Origin of the sequence: Caballeronia sp. SBC1, assembly GCF_011493005.1 — a bacterium.
Lineage (GTDB): Bacteria > Pseudomonadota > Gammaproteobacteria > Burkholderiales > Burkholderiaceae > Caballeronia.
The window spans coordinates 2,248,313-2,269,787 of sequence record NZ_CP049156.1; the positions used below are offsets into that span (position 1 = coordinate 2,248,313).

A 21,475-nucleotide genomic window follows, 5' to 3' on the forward strand; every position below is an offset into this window, starting at 1 on the left:
GTCCAACAGACGGCTTTTCCATTGCCGAGTCAAATAAGGGCATCACGCCGCGTAGTGCATGCGCGGCACAGAACAAGAAAACGCCGGGGAAAACACATGGTCATCGCTGTTCACCAACCCAGTCCGTCTGATACTCCGCGCTTCTCGGTATGTATCTGCACGCGTAATCGTCCCGGGGATCTCGCCCGGGCTTTGCGTTCGGTCGAAGCCTCCACGTATCCTGCGCATCAGATCGTGGTGTCGGATGACAGCACCGATACACTCACGCGTGAAATGGTTGCTGCCGACTTTCCGCGCGTTGTATTCCTGGAAGGACCCCGCCGCGGCCTTGGCGCGAATCGCAACTGTGCGCTCGACGCGGTGACCGGCACGCACGTGGCGTTCATCGACGACGACGCCACGCTCAGCACAGACTTCCTGAGTCAGATGGCCGAGTCGCTGCAGCATGGCGGGCAACATCCGGAAAAGCTCATTATTACGGGATACGAACTAAATCGTGGTGAGCGCGTTTATGCGAACGCAACCACGTTTCTCGGTTTCCAGGCGCGGCCCTACCGCATCGGCGACAAACACGACACTGTCGTCATCAACAGCGCCGTCTTCCCCGCGTGGCTCTTCAAGCTGATTCGCTTCGACGAGCATCTGGTCTACGGTTATGACGAAGTCGATATTGTCATGCGCGCCACGCTGCAGGGAAAATGCGCGGTCCGGCTTCTGCCGGATGTGTTCAATTCGCATTTTCCTTCGACGGTGAATCGCGACTACTACGCGGCGTTCGTGGAAGCCTCGCGCATCTACGTGACGCATAAACGCTACCGGTGGTTCGAACGCAACCGCCCGAAAGCCGCCCTGTTCCTGACGCTTGCCGTGGCTCACAACCTGCTGCATAACCTGCGCGCACACGGACCCAAAGGTCTCGCACGCAGCGCGCGCACGGTTTCGCGCGCAATCGCCTACATTCGCCGATACACCCCGGAAGGACTCGCCATACAACATGAAGATCACCGTACTCGTACCCACTTATCGTCGAACCTCGGATCTCGCTCGCTGCCTTGATGCGCTCTCGCGGCAACGGCGCGCACCGGACGAAGTACTGGTGGTGTGTCGCGGCGCCGACGAAGAAACGCAAGCATGGCTCGTGATCGAGAAGTCGCGCGCGCGCCTGCCGTTCGTCAAGGTTGAAGTCGCCCAGGGTGGCCAGGTTGCCGCGTTGAACGCGGGTCTCGACGCTGTCACAGGCGACATCGTGGCGATCACCGACGACGACGCCGCGCCGCGTCCGACTTGGCTCGAACGCATCGAATGCCATTTCGCAAACTCGCCGGACGTGGGCGGCGTTGGCGGGCGCGACTGGGTGCATGAACATGGCGCGACACTCGATGCTGCCGAGCCGGACGTAGGCCGCTGGCAATTCCCGGGGCGTGCGATCGGCAATCATCATCTGGGCGTGGGAGCCGCGCGCGACGTGGATTTCCTCAAGGGCGCGAACATGAGCTATCGCGTGAGCGCGATCAGCGGCAATGCCATTCGCTTCGATACCCGTCTGCGCGGCACCGGTGCGCAGGTCAACAACGACATGGCGTTTGCGTCGGCGGTGCGGCGTGCGGGCTGGCGCCTTGTCTACGATCCGGCCGTGGAAGTCGATCACTATCCGGCACAACGCTTCGACGAAGATGCCCGCGCCGTGCGCGGCAGCCGGAGTTGGGTCGCGATCGAAAACGAGTCGTATAACCTGCATCTGATCGTGCGTGACGAGTATCGCGGTGCGCGCCGGGGCATGGCTTTGCTGTGGCTCACTGCAGTGGGACACGGCGCGTGCCTGGGCTGGGTCAATCTCGCGCGTGCTCGCTTCATCCATCGCGAGGCAACCGCGTTGCAGCGCTGGCGCGCAGCGCGCAGCGGCGCGGCGCTGGCCAAACGTGATCATGCACAGCGGCGGCTGGAAAGCGTGGAACGCGAATTTGCGGGGTGATTGAAACGCGCGGTCGTAGGCGGCGCTCGTTAAAAAAGGCGATCAGGATGACCTGATCGCCTTTTTTAGTTTACGGCAACGGCAAGAAAAAATGCCCAATCAAGCGGTCCAGAACCTGCGACCGCCTGGCGCTGGCAACCCCCTCACGCAGCCGGCGCACGCCGTGTCGACGGCCGGTTCTGCCGTTGTTCACGCTGGGAAATCGCTTGCTCATAGACCGCCAGATGTTCCGTGCATACGCGCTGCACCGAAAAACGCTCCAGATTCAGCTTCGCACGCGCGGCATATTGCGCACGTACGGGCGAATCCATCAGCAACCAGCCGATTTTTGCTGCCAATTGCATCGGTTCCTGGGCCGCCACGAGCACCCCCGCACTGCCATTTTCCAGCATCTCCGGAACGCCTCCCACCTTTGTCGCCACAATCGCACAACCCGCCTCCCGCGCTTCGCTGATCACCAGCGGCCCGGGTGCCTGATGCGCGGCGAACACGAAGACATCAGCTTCGGCCAAATACGCACGGGGATCTGCAACGAACCCCGTGAACCGAACACAGTTCGCAATGCCAAGTTGTTCAGCAAGACTTTCCATCAACCCCCGATCTGGGCCATCTCCAACCAGATAGAGCTGCGCCTCCTGCGTCTGCCGTACATGCGCAAACGCATGGAGCAGATCGGCAATGCCATTGCGCTCGAACATTGCTGCCACGCACACCACGTTTGGATGCTGCAACTGCAATGGCCGCTGCAACTGTCGTCCGGAAAAACGCGGTGAACCGATCGTACCGCTTGTCACCACGCTCAAGCTGTCCGCCAGCACGCCACGTTCAAGCATGGCATCGCCCACCGCGTGGCTCACCACGATCACGCGGTCGCCAACACGCATTAGCGAAGCGCTTTTCTGGATATCGTGATGCACGGTGGTCACCAGGGCGAAACTTCGGCGCATGCTGCCGAAGCGCGAGATCAACGCGCCGGTCATCATGTGCGCGTGGACGACATCGGGATTAAACCGCTCGATCAACCGGCCGAACCCCGCGATCATGGCCGGCACGCGCCACGGCTGGCGCGACTGTTGCAGCAGCGAGTGCGTGACGCCATGGCGTCGCAGCAGCGGCTCGAAGGCGCCCCCCGATGAAGCGACCGCGACGTCGTGTCCGGCGCGCGCCTGCATGCACGCTAGGTCGACCATCGCGTTGACGGTGCCGTTGCCAATGCATTGCGCATGCGTGGCCAGGTGAACGATTTTCATGACTAGGTCTGGTTCGAGGTTGAACGGCGCCTGGGGCGCCGGGGCCCTTCTTTCTCGTTAGTTTTTTATTCAATACGAGTCGATAGCTTCGCGATACACCGCGGCCGTCTGCGCCGCGATCACCGGCAGATCAAAGTGCGAGCGCGCATACGCACGGCACTCAGCTTCGCTGGGGAGCACCCGCTTGCCAAGCAACGCACCGGCGAGCCCTGCTCCCAGCGCCTGAAAGCCGCCCGATTCCAGCACCAGTTCCTGACTCAGCGGAGCGACCGCTTCGGGCAAGCCGCCCACGGGTGTCACGATCACCGGCGTGCCGCTTGCAAGCGACTCGATGGTGGTCAGGCCGAAGCCTTCCAGCGCCGTTGTCGGCACCACCGACACATCAGCGGAGCGATACCAGAGCGGCAGCGCTTCGTCGGCGACAAAGCCCGCGAGCCGTACATGCTGCGCCAAACCCCGATAGTCGATACGCGCCTGCAACGCCGCCATCAACGGCCCCTTGCCGGCGATGGTCAACAACACGTCGGGCACTTGCTGGCGCACGACGAACATGGCGTCGATCAGGTCTTCCAGGCCCATGCGCGAGACGAGGCGGCGCACGCAAAAAAGCATGGGCCGGTCTTGCGGAAGTCCGAGCGCAGTCCGTGCGGCACGCCGGTCGATGTCGGAGCTGAAATGATCGACATCGACACAACCTGGCACGATGCGGATGGTGCGTGCGTTCACGCCGTACTGCTTCTGCAATACATCGGCGAAAGCCTGAGACAACACAATGTGCAGATTGCCACGCCGATACACGTGCCGTTCAACGGCACGCCGTAGCATCACATTCGCATGACCGCGCGCGCCGTGCGCCGATTCATCGCCCCAAGGGCCGTGGAAATGGATCACCTTCGGCACGCGCGAAAACTTGCCGAGCACGGGCGCTGCGTACAACGCGAAATGCGCGGCGACCACGTCGGGCTTACGGGCGTTACGCAGTTCGACAGCGGCACGCCGCAAGCCGATCACACGCTTGGCAATAGGTGCGTCGGGTGCGGCGAACGGCGTCACCACGCCATGTGTCGATGTCCGCACGTTTTCGCTTCCCGCTACGAGGCCTCGCACCATAACGCCCTGAGCGGGCAGTGACTGAATCAATGCACTGACCATGCGGTCGAGGCCACCGGGACGTTCGTCGAACCAGTTCATGCCGATCTGCAGCGAGTCGATGGTCCGCGGCTTTGACGCTGAGTTCGACGCATCCCGCGAAGCATCCTTCCAAGCGTTGCCCGGAGCCTGGTTCAAAGGTTTGTTCGCACCGCTGACCTTATCAGGCGCGCGGTCCGCAGTGGGGCTGGTCGCGCTTGCACGCATGGTCATTGATTTGATGGCAGTAGTCATGTCTTCACCGATACAGTCTCTTGGCGAGCCCGTGCGTTGCGGGGAGCGGCCTTGCGCGTTTTTGCAATGTCTTCGAACAGCGCGAGATAGCGCGCTGCCATGGTCTGCCAGGACAACGTCGCGGCCAGCGTCTGAGCTGCCTGTCCCATTTCTCGGGCACGCAGCGGGTCGGATGCAATCAGCGAGATGGCTTCGGCGAGCTGAGTTTCATTGTCGGGATCATCCAGCACGATGCCGCACTCCTCCGTAACCACTTCCGCACCGCCGGTCGTGTGCACGGTGATCACCGGCAACGCGGAAGCAAGCGCCTCGAGCAGCACAAGGCTCATGGCTTCATAACGCGACGGGAAGACGAACGCATCGGCGCATCGCATCAGCGTCGGCATATCGCGGATCATCCCGACAAAATGCACACGATCCGCCACACCAAGCGCGGCCGCCATTGCCGGATACGGGCTGTTCGCCACCCCTCCGGCCACCGCGAGATGTACGTTGGACGGACACTTCACGAGCGCGCGCAGCACGGTGTCAAGGTTCTTGCGCGCGTTGCGCAGGTCGCCGGCGAACAGCAGCATGAACGGGTCTTCGGGCAACTTGAAACGCTCCCGCTGTGATGTCTGCGACAACTCCGGCGAGAACTCGACGTTATCCACGCCGTTATGGATCACGCGGATTTTGTCGCGTGACATGCCGAGCGATACCAGCTCCGAACTTACTTTCTCCGACACCGGCACCAGCACGCGGGCATGCCTGAACGCCCAGCGTTCGCACCACGCATTGATCCGCGTGAACAACAGTTGATACGCGGCGTACATTCCGCCGGTCAGGCGAAAAGGGTAATAGCCGCTTTTATACCAACCGGTGTGGACGAAGTGGATGGCGTTCACATCGCAATCTGTCCACGCGATGAAACCATTGACCTGCACCACGTCGAACTCGTGACGATGCGCACGAATCCAGGCAGCGGCGCGTAACGCGAACACCTGGTATTGCAGCAAGCGCGTGGGCACCCGGCTCGCGGGCACGCGAACAATGGTGATGCGCGGATGCTGGCTCAACGTTTCGTCGATCTTGGTGCTGAGCAGCGTGACCGAGTGGCCCGCGGCAAGCGCCGCCTGGACGACCTCGTAGTTGACGCGCCCTTGCCCGTCGTTGCGGCCGACGGTATGGGTGACGATAAGTAGATTCATACGGTCCTCGTTGGATACTGAGTGTTCTGTCGTGCTGTCCGCCACGTGGCTGGATCCCGCAGGCTGATTGGACTGATCGACGACGGCGCTCATGTGCGCAGCGTCAGCGTGGACGGCAGCGCAATGTTCTGCTGGGCCACGGTCCCCGTGGCTGCACGGCACGGCGTGAGCGCAGCGTCCGCGGCGGCCCGTTCATCCGGACGAAGGGCTGCGGCGCGCGCCGACTGTTGAATCTCGCGTGCATAACGCCAGCCGGTAACCGGCAACATCACGCCGATGAAAAAGAACATGCCGCCCGAGCCGACCAGCGTATTGACGAACACCATCATGGCCAACACGCCGAATGCTGCTGCCGTGCCGGCCACGGCAAAGCGATCGCTTTTCCTTGCGAAGCTGGCAACAAACGCGCGCAGTATCAGCATCAGCAGCCCTGACGCATAGAGCAGCGTACCGGGCCATCCAAGCACGTACGGCACTTCCATCAGGCCGCTGTCGAAGTCGACATTATTCGACGATCCATCGCCCGAGAGCTTCGAGCCGAGACCGGTCATGCCAAGACCCTGCCCCGCGATATTGGTCGTCATCTCTGAAAGAAAGTGGGCGTAGATCTCGGTGCGAACCTGATAGCTGTAGTCGTTATCGAGCTGGGTCACCGTGGAGAAGCGCGCCATCGCCTTGTCCGAGATTTCGTCGACCATCGCGACCGGCGAACACAGCAGCACGATCACCGCGACACCGCCGACCAGCCGCAAACGGCTACGGCCGTCGAGCATGACGAACAGGTATATGAGCCCGATGGCGAGGCCGCCGACCACGCTGCGCGACATCGTGCCGATCAGCGCCGGCACGGCCAGGCCGCCCGCGAGGAAGGCCATCTTGTTGCGTGCGGCGAGCGTCATCAGCAGGCAGGCCATCATCGCGATGGCGAAGGGGCCTGACGAATTCATCGTGCTGGCGACGCGCATGCCGAACGGCAGCGGCACGCCCTCGGAGACCATGCCGGACTGCAGCAGCCAGAACGCGTCCCAGGGTGGCGGGCTGACGTACTGGAACACGCCGTACGCCGCAATCACGAAGCCGCCGAACACAAAGGTCTTGAGCATCGTGCGGTGATAGTCGGGGTACTGCCGCCACGTCACCATGATGTGAAAGGCGATCAGCACCGGGAACAACCACGAGATCAGCGTATAGGACGCAGCTGCAATTCCGGCGCCCACCATGCCGATCACATAGCCATAGAAGATGCCGAGCACGATCAGCGTGAGCGGGATCGCACGCCGCTGCATCAGGACGCGAAAATGAGTCAGCAGGTTCATGCCGCACAGCGCGGCTGCTATCACCGGCGCCAGCATGATGAGGCTGCGGTCGCTGAATGTGCCGTTGAAGTAGTCGGACAGGCGCCGCACTTCCGGTGTGAGGAAGAACAGCCACACAACGAACGAAAGATAGTGCGCGGGCGAACGTTTGTAGAGAATCGCGGCGACCAGCACGGCGCCCGCCGGATAGAACAGTTCCAGCACACGGCTCTGATGCAGCACGAGCAATAACCCCGTGAGCGCTGCAAATGCGAGCGGCGCGATCATCATGCGGCGCCGCCGGCTCAGCTCTGCGCGTTGCTTCAACTCAGCGGCGTCGGCCGCGAGCTTCGCTGCACGAGCCGCTTTTGCGGCCGGCGACGGCGCAGGTGCGGACGCCATCTTCTCGCGCTGCGCCATCCACGGCGTCTTCCATGTCTCGACGCGCCCGTCCTGCGGCTCGTCTCGCCCATTCGTGATCGAAACACTCGACATTGTTAAACCCTGTGAAGGAGAGGTCGGCGTCGTGTTCGTGCAATGCACGTCACTCGCGTCCTCTGTGTCATTTGGAAACGTCTAATGCCGACGTTAGGCACTTGCAGATACGTATTGCAGGGACTTCAGGTTCTTCTTACTGCTGCGTTCTGAACAACTTCAAACCTCTTCGACCGTATCGACGAAATCAACCTCGTCGGCATACTGGCTCGTCCGGCCGTTATGACGGCTCTTGCGTATCAGCCCGATCAAGCGAACCCCGCGCTCGACAAACGGCCCCTCCTCCTTGCGAAATCCGAATGCTTCGTAAAAGCCGCGCAAGCTCACCGGCGCCAGCAAACGCACACCACGCCCGGGCCACCGTTCGCCCGCTGCTGCAAGGACTCGTGCGATCAGCGCTGCAGCCGTGCCGTCGCCGCGTCGTAGCGGGCTGGTGAGGATCTTGTCCACCACAACCACGTTCGACGCCTCCTGCCCCGTGCTGCCCTCGTGCAAGCGCGCATAGGCCATGACGGGCATCGGCCGCGAGATGTCGTCGACTGCAAACACATGGAGGGACGTTTCATCGCGCCCGTCCGGGTCCAGATGCACATGGGACTGTTCGACAACGAACACAGCGCTTCGCGCCCGCAGGATCAAATACAGCTCCCGTGCGGTGATTTGCTCGAAGTCGAGTGCCTTCCAGTTCATGTGCCGGTCCTGCTCCAGATAAAGCCGAAAACACCGGCTTGTTCGATGTTCATACCTTAAGTCGTTGACCACTTAACTTCCGTGCGGCATCGCACCGACGCAACCCCTTGCTAATCCGTTAAATACGGTCAACCGAACCGCAATCGGCGAATGACGAACTGCCGCGAGAAAGAGCCCGAAACCAAGAGCCTGAAACCCGTTCACACGGGACAAGCCTCCAGGCTTTAAAACAAACGTGCGCCAGGTTGCCGATTGCACGACCAGTCCGGTTCCGGTCCCGCAACCAAGCCGATATCAAGCGGCTGCGGCCGGTCTTAGGTGAAACACCTTTAGTGACGCTTCTTTGGGGGGCTATGACATGAAATCCGCACTGCGCCGCATCCTTACCGAATCCGCCCGGCTCGACGTTCCCGCTGACTCGCTCGCCGATGACGCGGACCTCTACGCCGCCGGCTTGTCGTCGCTTGCGACGGTTCATCTGATGCTCGCCGTTGAAGACGAGTTCGGTATCGAGATCCCTGACCGCATGCTGACGCGTCGCCTGTTTTCGTCGATCGACTCGATCGCCGCCGCGGTGACCGAACTGCAACTGGCGCAGGCCGCAGCATGAACGCCTCGACGGATGTCGCCGTCCTTGCAACAGTGAAGGCCGAAGAAGCCGCCGTCGAGGCAGCACAGATCGTGGAAGGCGTCCGGCAAGCGTCGACCGAGCCACTGTGGCTCGCCGCCACCCGCCGCGTGGCGCAAGTCGCAACGCTTCATGCCGCCGCGGTCGATCGCGACGCGCGTTTTCCGGTAGAAGCCTTCGAGGCAATGCGCCGCGAACGGCTGCTGTCCGCGATGATTCCCACCGCGCTCGGCGGGGCCGGCCTGACGCTTGCCGAAGTGGCGCGCATTTGCGAAACGCTGGCGCGTGCGTGTTCATCGACTGCAATGGTGTATGCAATGCATCAGAGCCAGGTGGCGTGCATCGTCGATCAGGGCAACGCAGTCCCGTGGCAACGCGAGATGATCGCGCGCCTGGTGGACGAGCAATGGCTGCTCGCTTCCGCGACGTCCGAAGAGACCATCGGCGGCAACATGCGCACCAGCGCCTGTGCGGTCGAACTGGTCGATGGCGCGTTCAGGATCGAGAAGCTCGCACCGACCATCTCGTACGGCGAACATGCTGACTGCATCCTCGTCACCGCACGCCGCAGCCCAGAGGCCAGTGCGTCGGACCAGGTGCTGATCGTGGTCCCGCGCGACTCGCTCGTGCTGGAAAAGCGCGGCGGCTGGGACTCGCTCGGCATGCGCGGCACCTGCAGCGAAAGCTTCCGGCTCGTTGCCGAGGGTCGCGCCGAGCAGATCCTGCCCGTGCCGTTTGCTCAGATTGCGGACCAGAGCATGTTGCCGGTTTCGCATACGTTGTGGGCATCGGTCTGGATCGGCATTACTGCCGACGCGGTGAACCGCGCGCACCAGTTCTTCCGTGCCCAGGCGCGCGGCAAGCCGGGTGCATTGCCCCCTTCGGCGGGACGGCTCGCGGACGCAGTTGCTCAGTTACGCATGATGCAGGCGCGCCTCAAGGTTGCACTCGATGCCGCAACGGAAGCCTCGTCGGAGCGCATTGCACGCGATGCCCAGGAAGCCTGCGATTTCGATACGCCGCTTGGCGCCTCGCTGAGTCTCGCCTCCGACATGAACACGCTCAAGCTCAGCATCTCGTCGACTGCGCTGCAGGTCGTGCAAGAAACGCTGATGATCTGCGGCATGGCGGGCTACAAGAACAACACCGATTACAGCGTCGGGCGTCATCTGCGCGATCTTTTCTCAGCACCGCTGATGATCAGCAACGACCGCATCCAACTGAACACGGCGAACCTGCTGCTTGCGCAGCGCACGCCGGCTACGGGGAGAATCTAGGACATGAACACGGTAACGGAACACGCGGCCATCGCAGCCGCCGAAGCACAGCAAGCATCCACCTACAACGCGTCGGACATCACGTTGCGGGATCGTTTGATTGAAGCGGGAATCCTGATCGACACCGGCGAAGATGGCTTGTATGGCCGCAGCCAGGTATTCGAGGACGTGATCGACCGCCTCAACAACGCAATCACGCTGCTGGGCGCAGACCAGGAAGCTGAAGTGCTGCGCTTTCCTCCCGCCATGCGCCGCCATGACTTCGAGGACAGCGAATACCTGAAAAGCTTCCCCGATCTCGCCGGCACGATCCACTCGTTCCAGGGCAATGACCGTGGTCATCATCGGCTGCTGGAAGCGCTCGAAAAGACTGTATCGGTAGGCGAAGAAGAACGCACCGACGAATGGATGGACCAGCAGAAACCCACCCGCCTGGTCCTGACGCCGGCCGCTTGCTATCCGATCTACCCGACCATCGCCAAGCGTGGCGCACTGGCCGAAGACGGTGCGACTGTCGACGTGTTTGCGTATTGTTTCCGCCATGAACCGTCCATTGATCCGGGCCGCATGCAGATGTTCCGGATGCGCGAATACGTGCGCCTCGGCAGCCCGCAGCAGGTCATGGACTTCCGGCAGAAGTGGATCGAGCGTGGCTCGCTGCTTGTGAAAATGCTTGGCCTGCCGTTCGAAATCGATCTCGCCAATGACCCGTTCTTCGGCCGTGGCGGCAAGATCGTGGCCGACAGCCAGCGCGCCCAGCAACTGAAATTCGAACTGCTGATCCCGGTTGCAACGCCCGACCGGCCGACCGCATGCCTGTCGTTCAACTACCACATGGAACACTTCGGCGAGATCTGGAAGATCGCCCAGGCGGACGGTGAACTGGCGCACACCGCATGCGTCGGTTTCGGCATGGAACGCACGACGCTGGCCCTCTTCCGTCATCATGGCCTCGACGTCAAGGCGTGGCCGGCCGACGTGCGTGAGTTCCTCTGGGGCGATACGCAGTCGCGTATCAGCGCCGGACTCGGAGCACTGTCATGACTGCCGTCCATAGCAGCGGCGCCACGGATTCCAGCCGCGAGCGCGGCCGGGTTGTGCAACTGCACCCAGCCCACATGCGCGTGCGCAAGCACCAGTCGCATTCGCTGCATCAGGGCGAACGGGTCTGGGCGGAAACAAATTGCTACGTGGATTTGTGGATCGAGTTGCTGCACGGCTATGGGCTCGATCCGCGCGCAGCGCTTGCCTTTACGGTCACGCAGGACTTCGAAGGCGACCAGTTCACCTTCTTCAAGTTTCCGCTGGAAGACCTCGACAAACTCTACGGCTTGCAGGTCCAGGAACTGGCCATCTACGATTCACTGGAAGACCGTGTGCGCACGCAGACCCAGCGCGGCCATACCGTGCTGGCCGAAGTCGATGCGTTTTACCTGCCCGATACGCGCGCCACGTCATACCGGCACGATCACACGAAGACGACCATCGGCGTGGATTACATCGATCCGCGCTCGCGCCGGCTTGGTTATTTCCACAACACGGGTTACTTCGTGCTGGACGGCGACGACTATGAAGGCGTATTTCGCAGGCTGCCGGAACTCGATGGCCGTCCCGAGATACTGTTTCCGTACGTGGAGTTCTGCAAGCGCGCCCGGCCACCGCTGAGCGGCACGGCGCTGGCGGAAGCATCGGCGGATCTGCTGGTGGCACACTTGCAGCGGCGTCCGGCACGCAATCCGATCACGCAATGGCGGGCGGCTTTTCCCGAGCATCTCGAGACGCTGTTCGAGCGTGGTCCTGAGCACTTCCACCTTTACACCTTCAACCTGATGCGGCAACTCGGCTCGAATTTCGAGTTCCTGTCGAGGTACCTCGTCTGGATGCGCGAGCGTGGTTTCGCGATCCCCGACGAGATGCCGACGGCCGCGCAGCGCATCGCAACCGAGTCGATGGTGATGCAGTTCCGGCTGGTGCGGGCCATTGCTCGTGGCCGGCGGGACCCCTGTCACGAGTGTTTCGATGTGCTGGAACAATCCTACGACAAAATCGTGGAACCGCTTGCCGCGCTGATCCGCTAAGGGTTAGCCGATTGGCGGCCCGCCCCGGCCCGCCCATTCCGGCAGACTTAAAGTTTTGCCGTAGCCAGCCGAAAACAAGGTAGCAGCGACGCGTCCGGGGCCGCGCGCCGGCTACACACTATAAGAGTGGGTCGCCTCGACGCCACGTTACAACGCCATTCGAGGAAACCGCCATGAGCGTCCCGTCGCCCGGCGCCAGTGCTTCGCCGTCAGCCTATTTTCCACACCTGTTGTCCGAGGGCTGGGAGTGTCTCACCACGCGTGCTGGCGCCTATGCCACGCCCGCGGAGCTGAGGGCTGACGAACGGCTCGCCGGATGGCTCGCCGCGCCCGTGCCGGGCACGGTTGCATCGGCGTGGCAAGCGGCCGGCAAGCTTGATCTCGAGAACCCGCCGGCATTCGCTTTTGATGACCACTGGTATCGATTGGTCCTATGCGAAAAAGGGCTGCGCCGGCTGCGCATGCACGGACTTGCAACACTTTCGGAAGTCTGGCTCGACGATACAAAACTACTCGATTCCGATTCAATGTTCGTCGCGCACGATCTCGACCTGCATCTGGATGGCAACGCCACGCTCTACCTCTGCTTTCGTTCACTGAATGCCGCGCTTGGCTCCAAACGCACCCGCGCGCGCTGGCGGCCAAGGCTCGCTCAACCGGCTACGTTGCGCAACGTACGCACAACCCTGCTCGGCCATATGCCCGGCTGGTGCCCGGCGATCCAGGCTGCAGGCCCATGGCGCCCGGTTGAATTGCTCGGGGAATCATCCACGTCGATTGATCATGTGGACCTGCATTCGGGCCTCGATGGCAACGACGGCCTGATTCACCTGACCCTTACGTTTGTCCATCCGCAACATGAACAGACCGCACGACTTGTTTGCAACGATGCATCAATAACGCTGCAATGGCGCGATACGCAAACGCTTGGCGGAACGTTGCGCGTTCCGGATGCGCCGCGCTGGTGGCCGCATACGCATGGCGAACCAACCTTGCATCGCGTGGCGCTTGAACTTGCTGACAACGAAGTGCTCGAGCTTGGGTGCATCGGCTTCAGGGAACTGCGCGTAGATCGCGGCCCGGCGGGCGATGGATTTCAGCTAGTGGTAAACGGCGTGCCCGTTTTTGCGCGCGGCGCATGCTGGACGCACGCGGATCTCGTGTCGCTCAGCGGTTCGCGTGAAGAGGCGCAAACGTTTTTCCAGCTCGCCCGCGACGCCGGCATGAACCTCTTGCGAGTGGGCGGCACGATGCTCTACGAGTCCGATGCGTTCTATGGATTGGCGGATGAATACGGGATTTTGATCTGGCAAGATTTTGCATTTGCGAATTTCGACTATCCGACGGATACGGCCTTCACGGCCAGTGTCCAGCGCGAAGCCGAACAATTCCTGTCACGCACGCGGCGCTTCGCTTCTCTCGGCGTGTTATGCGGCGGCAGCGAAGCCGACCAGCAAGGGGCCATGCTTGGCCTGCCGCCTGAACTGCGCGCGCAAACGTTGTTCACGCGGCAATTGCCATCGATCGTGGCTGAATTGCGGCCCGATGTGCCTTACGTGATGAACTCGCCGAGCGTGCCCGTTGGCGACGCCGAGGCCGCCGAAATCACCGCGTGGCCCTTCGCCACGCGCACGGGCGTGACCCATTACTACGGCGTGGGCGCTTACCAGCGACCGCTCGAAGACGCCCGCCGCGCGAACGTCCGGTTCGCCAGCGAATGCCTGGCGTTCGCCAACGTCCCCGACGATGTCGCGCTCAACACCTTGCCGCTCGCATCGAAGCCGCATGAGCCGCGCTGGAAAGCCGCCGTGCCGCGAGACCCCGGCGCGGGCTGGGACTTTGACGACGTGCGCGAGCACTACCTGCGCACGCTCTACCAAGTCGATCCCGCCCGTCTTCGATACGAGGACCCCGAGCGTTATCTCGACCTGTCGCGCGCGGTTGTGGCTGAGCTCATGAACGAAGTCTTCTCGGAATGGCGTCGCCATGGCTCATCGTGCGCCGGCGGGATCGTGTGGCAGTTGCAGGACCTGCGGCCGGGTGCGGGCTGGGGTGTAATTGATGCCCTGGGAGCGCCCAAAAGCGCCTGGCACGGCCTCGCGCAGGTTTTGCGTCCGGTAGCAACGCTCATCACCGACGAGGGCCTTGACGGCCTCGACGTGCATTTGATCAACGAGACTGCCACGCCCATCGACGCCCGTCTCGAACTCGCGTGCCTTCGTGACGGCGCGACGAAAGTGGCCAGTGCATCGAAAGACGTAACACTCCCGGCACGCAGCACGGAGCGGATTCTGGCCTCTGACCTGCTCGGCCAGTTCTTCGATTTCACCTACGCTTATAGATTCGGTCCACGCGCCCACGATGCCACTGTGATTACCTTGCGCGACAAAGCGAGCGGTGCCGTGTTGTCCGAAGCATTCCACTTCCCCGAACGCGCCTGCACGCAGCGCCACGAGCTCGGACTCGAAGTTCGATTGGAGCAAACCAGCAACGAGAACTGGGAGCTGGTAGTGAGCGCCAAACGTTTGGCACGCTGGGTTCATATTGTCGATCCGCGCTATCGCGCGACGCTCGACTGGTTCCATCTTGCACCCGGCCACGAACGCCGTATCCCGCTGGTTGCTCGCCAACGCAACACTTCTCATCCGCCAGAAGGTGAGGTTCGTGCACTCAACGCAACGTTTTCAATTCATTACCAACGCAGTTAGAAGGCCATGCTGAGCAAGGCGGCATGCATTCCATCGGGCCGTACAAGCGTGTCAAGCGGCGCTGCGAAGCAAATGCGTTCGCTAACGCACCAAGTTGATGGAACAGTTCTGAATCAATTTCAAAACAACCGACGAATGGCGTCTCAACCCGTCAGCGCGCAAGCCCCCGGGGCCGCCTTGCACGTCCGGGAAAAAACTCGAACGGGCCACCAGTAAGGCATTGCGCAGACGAAAGCGTGCGCTGCATCAATCGCATCAATAGCGCCTGTCCACCGACGCCATGTTCAAGAGTGAAACAAAAATATCCATCTGCGGATTTGCGCTCACCGCGCTTGAAGCACGATCCCATGATGGCATTGACATAGCGCATTGCTGGCACGGTCCTCGCTAAATGAGTCTCGCAGCACCGGCACCGTCGAAAAACGAATTTAACAAAACGACAATGCCGGGTTGCTTACGGGGCTGGTCGCGACACGTTTCGATGGATGCCGTCAGATGCATCCACGAAACGAATCGCTGACCGGTAAATAACAAGTAAGGCGCAATGCGCAAAGTTACGAGAGAAGAACATCATGCTGACCCTTCAGTCCGACCTGCACGGCAATCATTTGTTGGGTGCGCTTCCCGCACACGAATGGCAAGCCCTCACGCCGCATCTTGAACTGGTTCAACTTCGCACCGACCAATTGCTGTGTGATTCGGGGCAACGTATTCATCACGTGTATTTCCCCACCACCGCCATCATCTCCCTGCTGCATACGATGGAAGACGGCGGTTCGGTAGAGATCGCAGCAGTCGGACGTGAAGGCATGACAGGCGTGCCGGTACTGACAGGCGGCGAAACCATGCCGACGCGCGTCCAGGTGCAATGCCCGGGCTTCGCTTATCGCATGAGCGCATCCGCCTTGCGTGAACAGTTTGGCCGTTCGGACTTCCTGCGCCGTTTGATGCTGCTGTACATGCAAGCCCTCCTCACGCAAGTTGCGCAAACGGCGGCATGCAATCGCCACCACTCGCTCAACAAGCAACTGTGCCGCTGGCTTCTCATCGAAATCGATCGCACCACGTCGAACCAGTTGCAAGTCACGCAACAGTTGATTGCTGACATGCTCGGCGTGCGTCGTGAAGGTGTCACAGAAGCCGCAGGCAAGCTTCACGATGCCGGCCTGATCCATCACAGCCGTGGTTGCATCAAGGTCCTGGATCGCGAAGGCCTCGAGTCGCGTGCATGCGAATGCTACGGCATCGTCAAGCGTGAATTCGACCGGCTCCTGCCGCGTCTGCATCAGGCTGAAGCGGTTCACTGAACACGGGGCATGGTGCAGGAGTGAAGGGCCATGGCCTTGAGTGTTCGGCGCTTGTATCTTGATGCGACCCTTGGGCGCTATTGGCGAATCGGCCTCGCTGTTCGGAGTGTTTGGATCGGTTGGATGGACCTCAGGATCGGCGGAATTTCCTGTATCGCAGAAGCTCGCGAAACGGATTCGCCGGCTGCAGTTCATCGCGATCCCGACCGAGCGCGTATCCACCCCTTCCTGCAATCGTGATCGTGCGCCTGATGTTGGCGTGGGCGCCGATGACGTTCTCCACATAACCCGGTTTGTTGCGTTCGACTTGCATCGACCGGTACTGGCACGCTCGCATTCGTTGAAGGCGCTTTCATTAATTCTTCTTTCGAGTCGCGCATGCTGAATTGCCGATTATCTGAAAAGCATTTGAATCGAAGAGCCGCGCGCTTGATTAATCTGGCGACGCGCCGCGATAAAGTTTTTGCTTCACGTATTCACGTAATAAGCAAGATGTTCAGGAGTCCCGCGTCAAGTACGTTCCGCGCCCTGTCTCATGCAAAAAGTATTTGTGTGAACTAAGACGCGCAACGTGCGCAAGCGCACTTACCGACCCTGCCAGAAACGCCACGATGTCATATCGAACGGCCAGATGCGCGCCTCGGCCTTGACCTTCATGACAGGCAAGTGCGAGCAGACCGGCGATAAAGGCAACGAGCAGAATTGAAGCAACGCTGTAAAGCAACCTAGTCAATACAGATTTTTTCGAAGGTACGTGGTTCTCCTGCCGCGCGCCTTTCAACCTGTGGTTCTTCCTGTGTGAACACCCGCCCGATAGTCAGGCGGGGAGCGTTAGCTGTTGTCTCGAGTGGTTGCCGCGATGGGTGGACCGGGGAAGAAACCCAGTCGCGAGTAATACCGGGACTGGAGCTGCAAAGGCGCACATGTCATGCACGGGAAGCGCCCTTTACGCGCACTGCGCGGTGACGGGCAGGAGACTTTGCGCCGAAGAGATTCGGCGTATCCGTAACGCGAGGACCACTAATATGAACATCAAACTACTCGTATCACTGCTGGCTGGCGCGACCTTCACAGCATCGCTTACCGGTTGCGCGATTGCGCCCGGACCGTATCTCGATACCGACAGGCTGGACCAGACACCCTCACCGGAAAGCGTCGCCCAGGCGAACGTGAAGTATCACGTCCAGCCGATCGACGTCTCGTACTTCGAGACACATCCGCGCATGAGCGATTCAAAGCTTGAGAGCGTATGTCCGCTGACCTGTCTCACCAGGGACACTCGCAAGCTGTACGCGTATCACATTGGCGTGAATGACCAGGTCAGTGTCACGGTATGGGATCACCCCGAATTCAGCTCGGCCGGCATCTCGGCGAGCACGGGTGCGGCAGGCGTACCGCCGCTGCCCTCGGCAGCACCCGGCGGCACAGCAGCGGGCGGTGCGCCGGTTGGCGCTCCAGGCGCCACGGGTGGCACAAGCGGCCCTGAAGCCGGCGGCGTGACCGTGCGCGTAGCCAACGACGGCACCATTTTCTTTCCGCGCGTAGGCCGTGTACAAGCGGTTGGCAAGACCGCGCAGGAACTGCAGGAAACCTTGACCAAGGGTCTTTCGAAGACCATCCGCAATCCGCAGCTCGACGTGCGCATAACCGGTTTCTATAGCAAGCAGGTCCAGGTCACCGGCGACTTGAAGCAGCCTTCGTCGCAGCCGATCACCGACGTGCCGCTGTCGGTCATCGATGCCATCAACCGCTCAGGCGGAGCGAATCCCGATGCCGACCTGCAGAACGTCGGCATCACGCGCAACGGTCATCGTTACGCAGTCGATGTAGCCGCCCTGCTCGATCGCGGTGACATCCAGCAGAATGTGTTGCTGCAGGATGACGACATCATTGATGTGCCGGATCGCACCAAGAGCCGTGTGTTCCTGTTTGGCGAACTGGCGAAGCCGCAGACCGTGCCGATGAACCGTGGTCATCTGACGCTCGCCGACGCGCTCGCCAATGCAAACAGTATCGACCCCCACTCTGCCGATCCGCGCATGATCTATGTGATCCGTGGCTCGGACCAGCAGTTCGCGAAGGGCGGCATGCTCAAGACGTCCGCCATTACCCCGGCCGATGGAAGCTTGGCGCCGGCTGCGCGGCCGCTTGATCTCAGCGTGTACAAACTGGACATGACGCAGGTGGACGCGCTGATGCTGATGACGCAATTCGACCTGCATCCGCGTGACGTGATCTATGTTCAGGTTGCCAGCGCTGCACGTTTCAACCGCGTGCTCGAGCAGATCGCGCCGACCATCCAGACCCTGTTCTACACCATACAAACCACTCGCTGACACGAGTGTCACTTGTTACGCCTGGAGTGCGACATGAGTACTTATGAAATGCTGGAACATTCACCTGCGCCGGCCAAGGACGAAGAGTTCGTCCTGCGCGATCTGGTGCGGATGATTGTGGACCAGATCTGGTGGGTGCTGGGCATTGCGCTCAGCATCCTGCTGGCCGCCGTTCTGTACGCGAAGATGTCAACGCCCGTCTACTCGGCGGATGCGCTGGTGCAGGTGGAGACACCGAACCCCAACGCACCCAACAGCTCCCAAGCCTCGGTTGCCGCAGCGCTGATGCCGACTGGCGGTTCGCTGCAAGCCGACGCCGAGATCGAGATTATCAAGAGCCGCGCGGTGATCGACCCGGTGGTCGAGCAATTCAAGCTGAACTTCGGCACGTCTTCGAATGTCATGCCTGTGATTGGCCGGTTGACGTCGTTGTTCGCGCATAACGGCCATCCCCTTCCCGCGCTCTTCGGCTTCGATTCATACGCCTGGGGTGGTGAAGAGTTCAAGGTGGATTCGGTGACCGTGCCGACCATCCTGCAGGATCAGCGTCTTACGTTGCGTGCGCTTGGCGAAGGCCGCTTCGAGTTGCTCGACGCAGAGAATCACGAACTGCTCAAAGGTGAGGCTGGAACTGTCGCAACGGGCAACGGCGTCACGCTGATGGTGAGCCAACTGGTTGCGCGTCCGGGCACCGAGTTCTTCGTCACGCGTGCTTCGCAGCTCGAAGCCGTGCAGGCCTTTGGTGCCGGCATGCAGGTCGGAGAGAAAGGTAAGGACACCGGCATTGTGCAGATTTCGTATAGTGGCGCACAACCGATCTTCATTACGGAAGTGGCGAATGCAGTGGCTGCGTCTTATCTCAAGCAGCGTACGGAGCGTGCACAAGAAGAAGCGAACCGCATGCTGACCTTCCTGAACAACGAGCTGCCGCGAGTACGCGACGAATTGCGCGCCAGCGAGACCGCGTTGGCGCAATATCAGACCGCCGCCGGATCATTCCAGCCCACGCAGGAAGCGCAGACGTATCTGTCCGGCGGACTTGACTATGAACGCCAGATCGCCGCGCTGCGGATGCAGCGTGTACAACTACTGCAGCGCTTTACCGATGGTGCCGACGAAGTCCGTGCAATTGATGCGCAGCTCGCCGCGCTCAATGTAGAGAAGTCGCGCTTCGAGAACCAGTTCAAGACGTTGCCGGGGTCCGAGCGTCAGGCTGTGTCGCTGCAACGGGAAGCGAAGGTTAACTCCGAAATCTATGTTGCCCTGCTGAACAAGACCCAGGAATTGTCGATCAGCCGTGCGGGGACGGTGGGCAATGTGCATATCATCGATATGGCGCTTGTACCGTCGCAGCCCGTCAAGCCGAAGGCCGCGTTGATCATTGCCGCGGGCGGCTTGCTTGGGGTGATCGCGGGTGTTGTGTTTGCCTTTGTACGGCGTGCATTTTTTGCGGGTGTGGACGATCCGGATCTGGTTGAACGCCGCTTTAACTTGCCGATCTTCGGCGCCATTCCGTTCAGTGCCGAGCAAGCCCGGCTTGATCGTGTGCGGCTTGATCGTCCGGTTGCACTGCCCTCCGCGAAGGCGACGGCGAATGGCACCAAGCGTTTGGGCACGCAGTCGGTAGGCGATGGATTGGGTTCAACGCTTGGTCTTTCTGCGAAAACGCCCGTGGCAATGGCGCTTCAGAACGCGACCGTTTTGCCGGCTTCACGCAGTGCCACGCAGCCTTTGCTTTCAACGACGCATCCGTTCGATACATCGATTGAAGGACTTCGCGGGCTTAGGGCTACTCTGCAATTTGCGCTTGTCGATGCGCCTAACCGGGTGATTGCCATTACGAGTCCTGCGCCGTCCGATGGCAAGAGTTTCTTGTCTGCCAATCTTGCTGCGTTGCTCGCAGAGTCTGGCAAACGGGTGCTGCTTATCGATGCAGATCTGCGTCGTGGACGGCTGGCTCAATATCTCGGACGGTCTTCGCATGGCGGCCTGACTGAGCTGCTTACCGGGCAGACCGACTTCGAGATGGCTGCTCGTGAGACAGGCGTGCATGGGCTGCACTTCATTGGTTCGGGTGCTCATCCGCCTAACCCGTCAGAGATTCTGACTTCGGCTCGATTTGCTTCGCTGTTGCAGGCTTTTGAGAAGCAGTTTGACCTGGTCATTGTTGATACGCCGCCGTTGCTGGCGGTGCCGGATGCGGCTGTGATTGCGAGTTTGGCTGGGTCTACCGTGCTGGTAATGCGTTCGGGTGCTCACTCCGAAAAGAACATCGCTGATTCGCTGAAGAAGCTTAAGCGGGCTCATGCAAGGGTCGTGGGTGGGGTGTTGAATGCCATGCCGGCCAAGAGCGGTGGACGTAAGGGGACTTATGATTACGCATATGCCTATACGTATTCCAGCGATCCGCTCGCGGCCAACGTCAAGCATTGAAGATTTTTCGGGGGAGATGTTTTGCTTGTTGTGAGATGAGATAGCCAGTTAGGCTACCAGTGTTTTTTGACGCCCGCGCAAGCGGGCGTTTTGATTTGGTTTTTCATTCGCACTGGGTTCTTCGCTTGCACGAGGTTTTTCGCTTGCGCCGGTGGACGGGTTTGGGGTGCCGGCGGTTTCGGGCGTAGGGGTCGGGGTTGGTGCCGGGTTGCCAGGTTCTGGGGTTAGCGGTTGGGATTGGCGCTGGGGTGCTAGGTTCTAGGGTTAGCGGTCGGAGTCAATGCCGGGTTGCTGCTTTCGGCCTTAGTGGTCTGCTTAGGTTAGCTAATTTCTTTATCACTATTAGCCACTGTGCGTGGCGGCACGTCATTTCTTTGTCCAAAGCGACAAAGAAACGAAGCAAAGAAAACGCTTTCAAACCACCCTACCCTAA

The 21,475-nt window shown here is 60.9% G+C and carries 15 protein-coding genes; 10 read left to right on the top strand and 5 right to left on the bottom strand.

The features are described 5' to 3' along the window. Positions 1–96: 96 nt before the first annotated feature. Positions 97–1,056 (top strand): glycosyltransferase family 2 protein, encoded by a 960-nt coding sequence (locus SBC1_RS09830; RefSeq protein WP_165091579.1) that lies wholly within the window; start codon positions 97–99, stop codon positions 1,054–1,056. Then, positions 995–1,972, top strand: a complete 978-nt coding sequence (locus tag SBC1_RS09835; protein WP_165091582.1) for a glycosyltransferase family 2 protein — start codon at positions 995–997, stop codon at positions 1,970–1,972. Before SBC1_RS09830 ends, SBC1_RS09835 begins: the two co-directional genes overlap by 62 nt. A 143-nt stretch (positions 1,973–2,115) precedes the next feature. Here SBC1_RS09835 and SBC1_RS09840 read toward each other — a convergent pair whose 3' ends face one another. From SBC1_RS09840 to SBC1_RS09860, 5 genes are all read right to left on the bottom strand, one after another. After that, on the bottom strand, positions 2,116–3,222 hold the full coding sequence (locus SBC1_RS09840) for a glycosyltransferase family 4 protein (RefSeq protein WP_165091584.1): 1,107 nt from the start codon (positions 3,220–3,222) through the stop codon (positions 2,116–2,118). A 69-nt stretch (positions 3,223–3,291) separates the two neighbouring features. Further along, on the bottom strand, positions 3,292–4,413 hold the full coding sequence (locus SBC1_RS09845; RefSeq protein WP_241202101.1) for a glycosyltransferase family 4 protein: 1,122 nt from the start codon (positions 4,411–4,413) through the stop codon (positions 3,292–3,294). Between the two features lie 188 nt (positions 4,414–4,601). Then, positions 4,602–5,795 carry a glycosyltransferase family 4 protein gene (locus SBC1_RS09850; protein WP_165091586.1) on the bottom strand — a complete coding sequence of 398 codons (1,194 nt, stop codon included), beginning with the start codon at positions 5,793–5,795 and terminating at the stop codon, positions 4,602–4,604. An 89-nt stretch (positions 5,796–5,884) separates the two neighbouring features. Continuing rightward, positions 5,885–7,585, bottom strand: coding sequence for an O-antigen ligase family protein (locus SBC1_RS09855; RefSeq protein ID WP_165091589.1), 1,701 nt, complete (start codon positions 7,583–7,585; stop codon positions 5,885–5,887). Between the two features lie 159 nt (positions 7,586–7,744). Next, complete coding sequence (locus tag SBC1_RS09860; RefSeq protein ID WP_165091591.1) at positions 7,745–8,275, bottom strand: GNAT family N-acetyltransferase; 531 nt, start codon at positions 8,273–8,275, stop codon at positions 7,745–7,747. A gap of 358 nt (positions 8,276–8,633) precedes the next feature. Between SBC1_RS09860 and SBC1_RS09865 the strand changes: the two genes are divergently transcribed. From SBC1_RS09865 to SBC1_RS09900, 8 genes are all read left to right on the top strand, one after another. Further along, entirely contained in the window at positions 8,634–8,885 is a 252-nt protein-coding gene (locus SBC1_RS09865) for an acyl carrier protein (protein ID WP_165091594.1), read from the top strand. Further along, on the top strand, positions 8,882–10,180 hold the full coding sequence (locus tag SBC1_RS09870) for an acyl-CoA dehydrogenase family protein (RefSeq protein ID WP_165091596.1): 1,299 nt from the start codon (positions 8,882–8,884) through the stop codon (positions 10,178–10,180). Before SBC1_RS09865 ends, SBC1_RS09870 begins: the two co-directional genes overlap by 4 nt. 3 nt (positions 10,181–10,183) lie before the next feature. Continuing rightward, complete coding sequence (locus tag SBC1_RS09875) at positions 10,184–11,224, top strand: amino acid--[acyl-carrier-protein] ligase (RefSeq protein WP_165091598.1); 1,041 nt, start codon at positions 10,184–10,186, stop codon at positions 11,222–11,224. Between the two features lie 74 nt (positions 11,225–11,298). Then, entirely contained in the window at positions 11,299–12,258 is a 960-nt protein-coding gene (locus SBC1_RS09880; protein ID WP_241202102.1) for a DUF1839 family protein, read from the top strand. Positions 12,259–12,431: 173 nt separating this feature from the next. Continuing rightward, complete coding sequence (locus tag SBC1_RS09885; protein WP_165091602.1) at positions 12,432–14,966, top strand: glycoside hydrolase family 2 protein; 2,535 nt, start codon at positions 12,432–12,434, stop codon at positions 14,964–14,966. A gap of 572 nt (positions 14,967–15,538) precedes the next feature. Next, the gene (locus SBC1_RS09890) at positions 15,539–16,273 is read left to right on the top strand and encodes a Crp/Fnr family transcriptional regulator (RefSeq protein ID WP_062084044.1); all 735 of its coding nucleotides are present in this window, start codon (positions 15,539–15,541) and stop codon (positions 16,271–16,273) included. A 1,025-nt stretch (positions 16,274–17,298) separates the two neighbouring features. Beyond that, on the top strand, positions 17,299–18,609 hold the full coding sequence (locus SBC1_RS09895) for a polysaccharide biosynthesis/export family protein (RefSeq protein WP_165091606.1): 1,311 nt from the start codon (positions 17,299–17,301) through the stop codon (positions 18,607–18,609). Positions 18,610–18,642: 33 nt separating this feature from the next. After that, entirely contained in the window at positions 18,643–21,042 is a 2,400-nt protein-coding gene (locus SBC1_RS09900; RefSeq protein ID WP_165091609.1) for a polysaccharide biosynthesis tyrosine autokinase, read from the top strand. Positions 21,043–21,475: the final 433 nt, after the last annotated feature.

Bases quoted from the DNA above. Each gene is read 5' to 3' on its own strand.
- SBC1_RS09830 (WP_165091579.1), top strand. From the start codon at position 97: ATGGTCATCGCTGTTCACCAACCCAGTCCGTCTGATACTCCGCGCTTC.
- SBC1_RS09835 (WP_165091582.1), top strand. From the start codon at position 995: ATGAAGATCACCGTACTCGTACCCACTTATCGTCGAACCTCGGATCTC.
- SBC1_RS09840 (WP_165091584.1), bottom strand. From the start codon at position 3,222: ATGAAAATCGTTCACCTGGCCACGCATGCGCAATGCATTGGCAACGGC.
- SBC1_RS09845 (WP_241202101.1), bottom strand. From the start codon at position 4,413: ATGAACTGGTTCGACGAACGTCCCGGTGGCCTCGACCGCATGGTCAGT.
- SBC1_RS09850 (WP_165091586.1), bottom strand. From the start codon at position 5,795: ATGAATCTACTTATCGTCACCCATACCGTCGGCCGCAACGACGGGCAA.
- SBC1_RS09855 (WP_165091589.1), bottom strand. From the start codon at position 7,585: ATGTCGAGTGTTTCGATCACGAATGGGCGAGACGAGCCGCAGGACGGG.
- SBC1_RS09860 (WP_165091591.1), bottom strand. From the start codon at position 8,275: ATGAACTGGAAGGCACTCGACTTCGAGCAAATCACCGCACGGGAGCTG.
- SBC1_RS09865 (WP_165091594.1), top strand. From the start codon at position 8,634: ATGAAATCCGCACTGCGCCGCATCCTTACCGAATCCGCCCGGCTCGAC.
- SBC1_RS09870 (WP_165091596.1), top strand. From the start codon at position 8,882: ATGAACGCCTCGACGGATGTCGCCGTCCTTGCAACAGTGAAGGCCGAA.
- SBC1_RS09875 (WP_165091598.1), top strand. From the start codon at position 10,184: ATGAACACGGTAACGGAACACGCGGCCATCGCAGCCGCCGAAGCACAG.
- SBC1_RS09880 (WP_241202102.1), top strand. From the start codon at position 11,299: ATGCGCGTGCGCAAGCACCAGTCGCATTCGCTGCATCAGGGCGAACGG.
- SBC1_RS09885 (WP_165091602.1), top strand. From the start codon at position 12,432: ATGAGCGTCCCGTCGCCCGGCGCCAGTGCTTCGCCGTCAGCCTATTTT.
- SBC1_RS09890 (WP_062084044.1), top strand. From the start codon at position 15,539: ATGCTGACCCTTCAGTCCGACCTGCACGGCAATCATTTGTTGGGTGCG.
- SBC1_RS09895 (WP_165091606.1), top strand. From the start codon at position 17,299: ATGAACATCAAACTACTCGTATCACTGCTGGCTGGCGCGACCTTCACA.
- SBC1_RS09900 (WP_165091609.1), top strand. From the start codon at position 18,643: ATGAGTACTTATGAAATGCTGGAACATTCACCTGCGCCGGCCAAGGAC.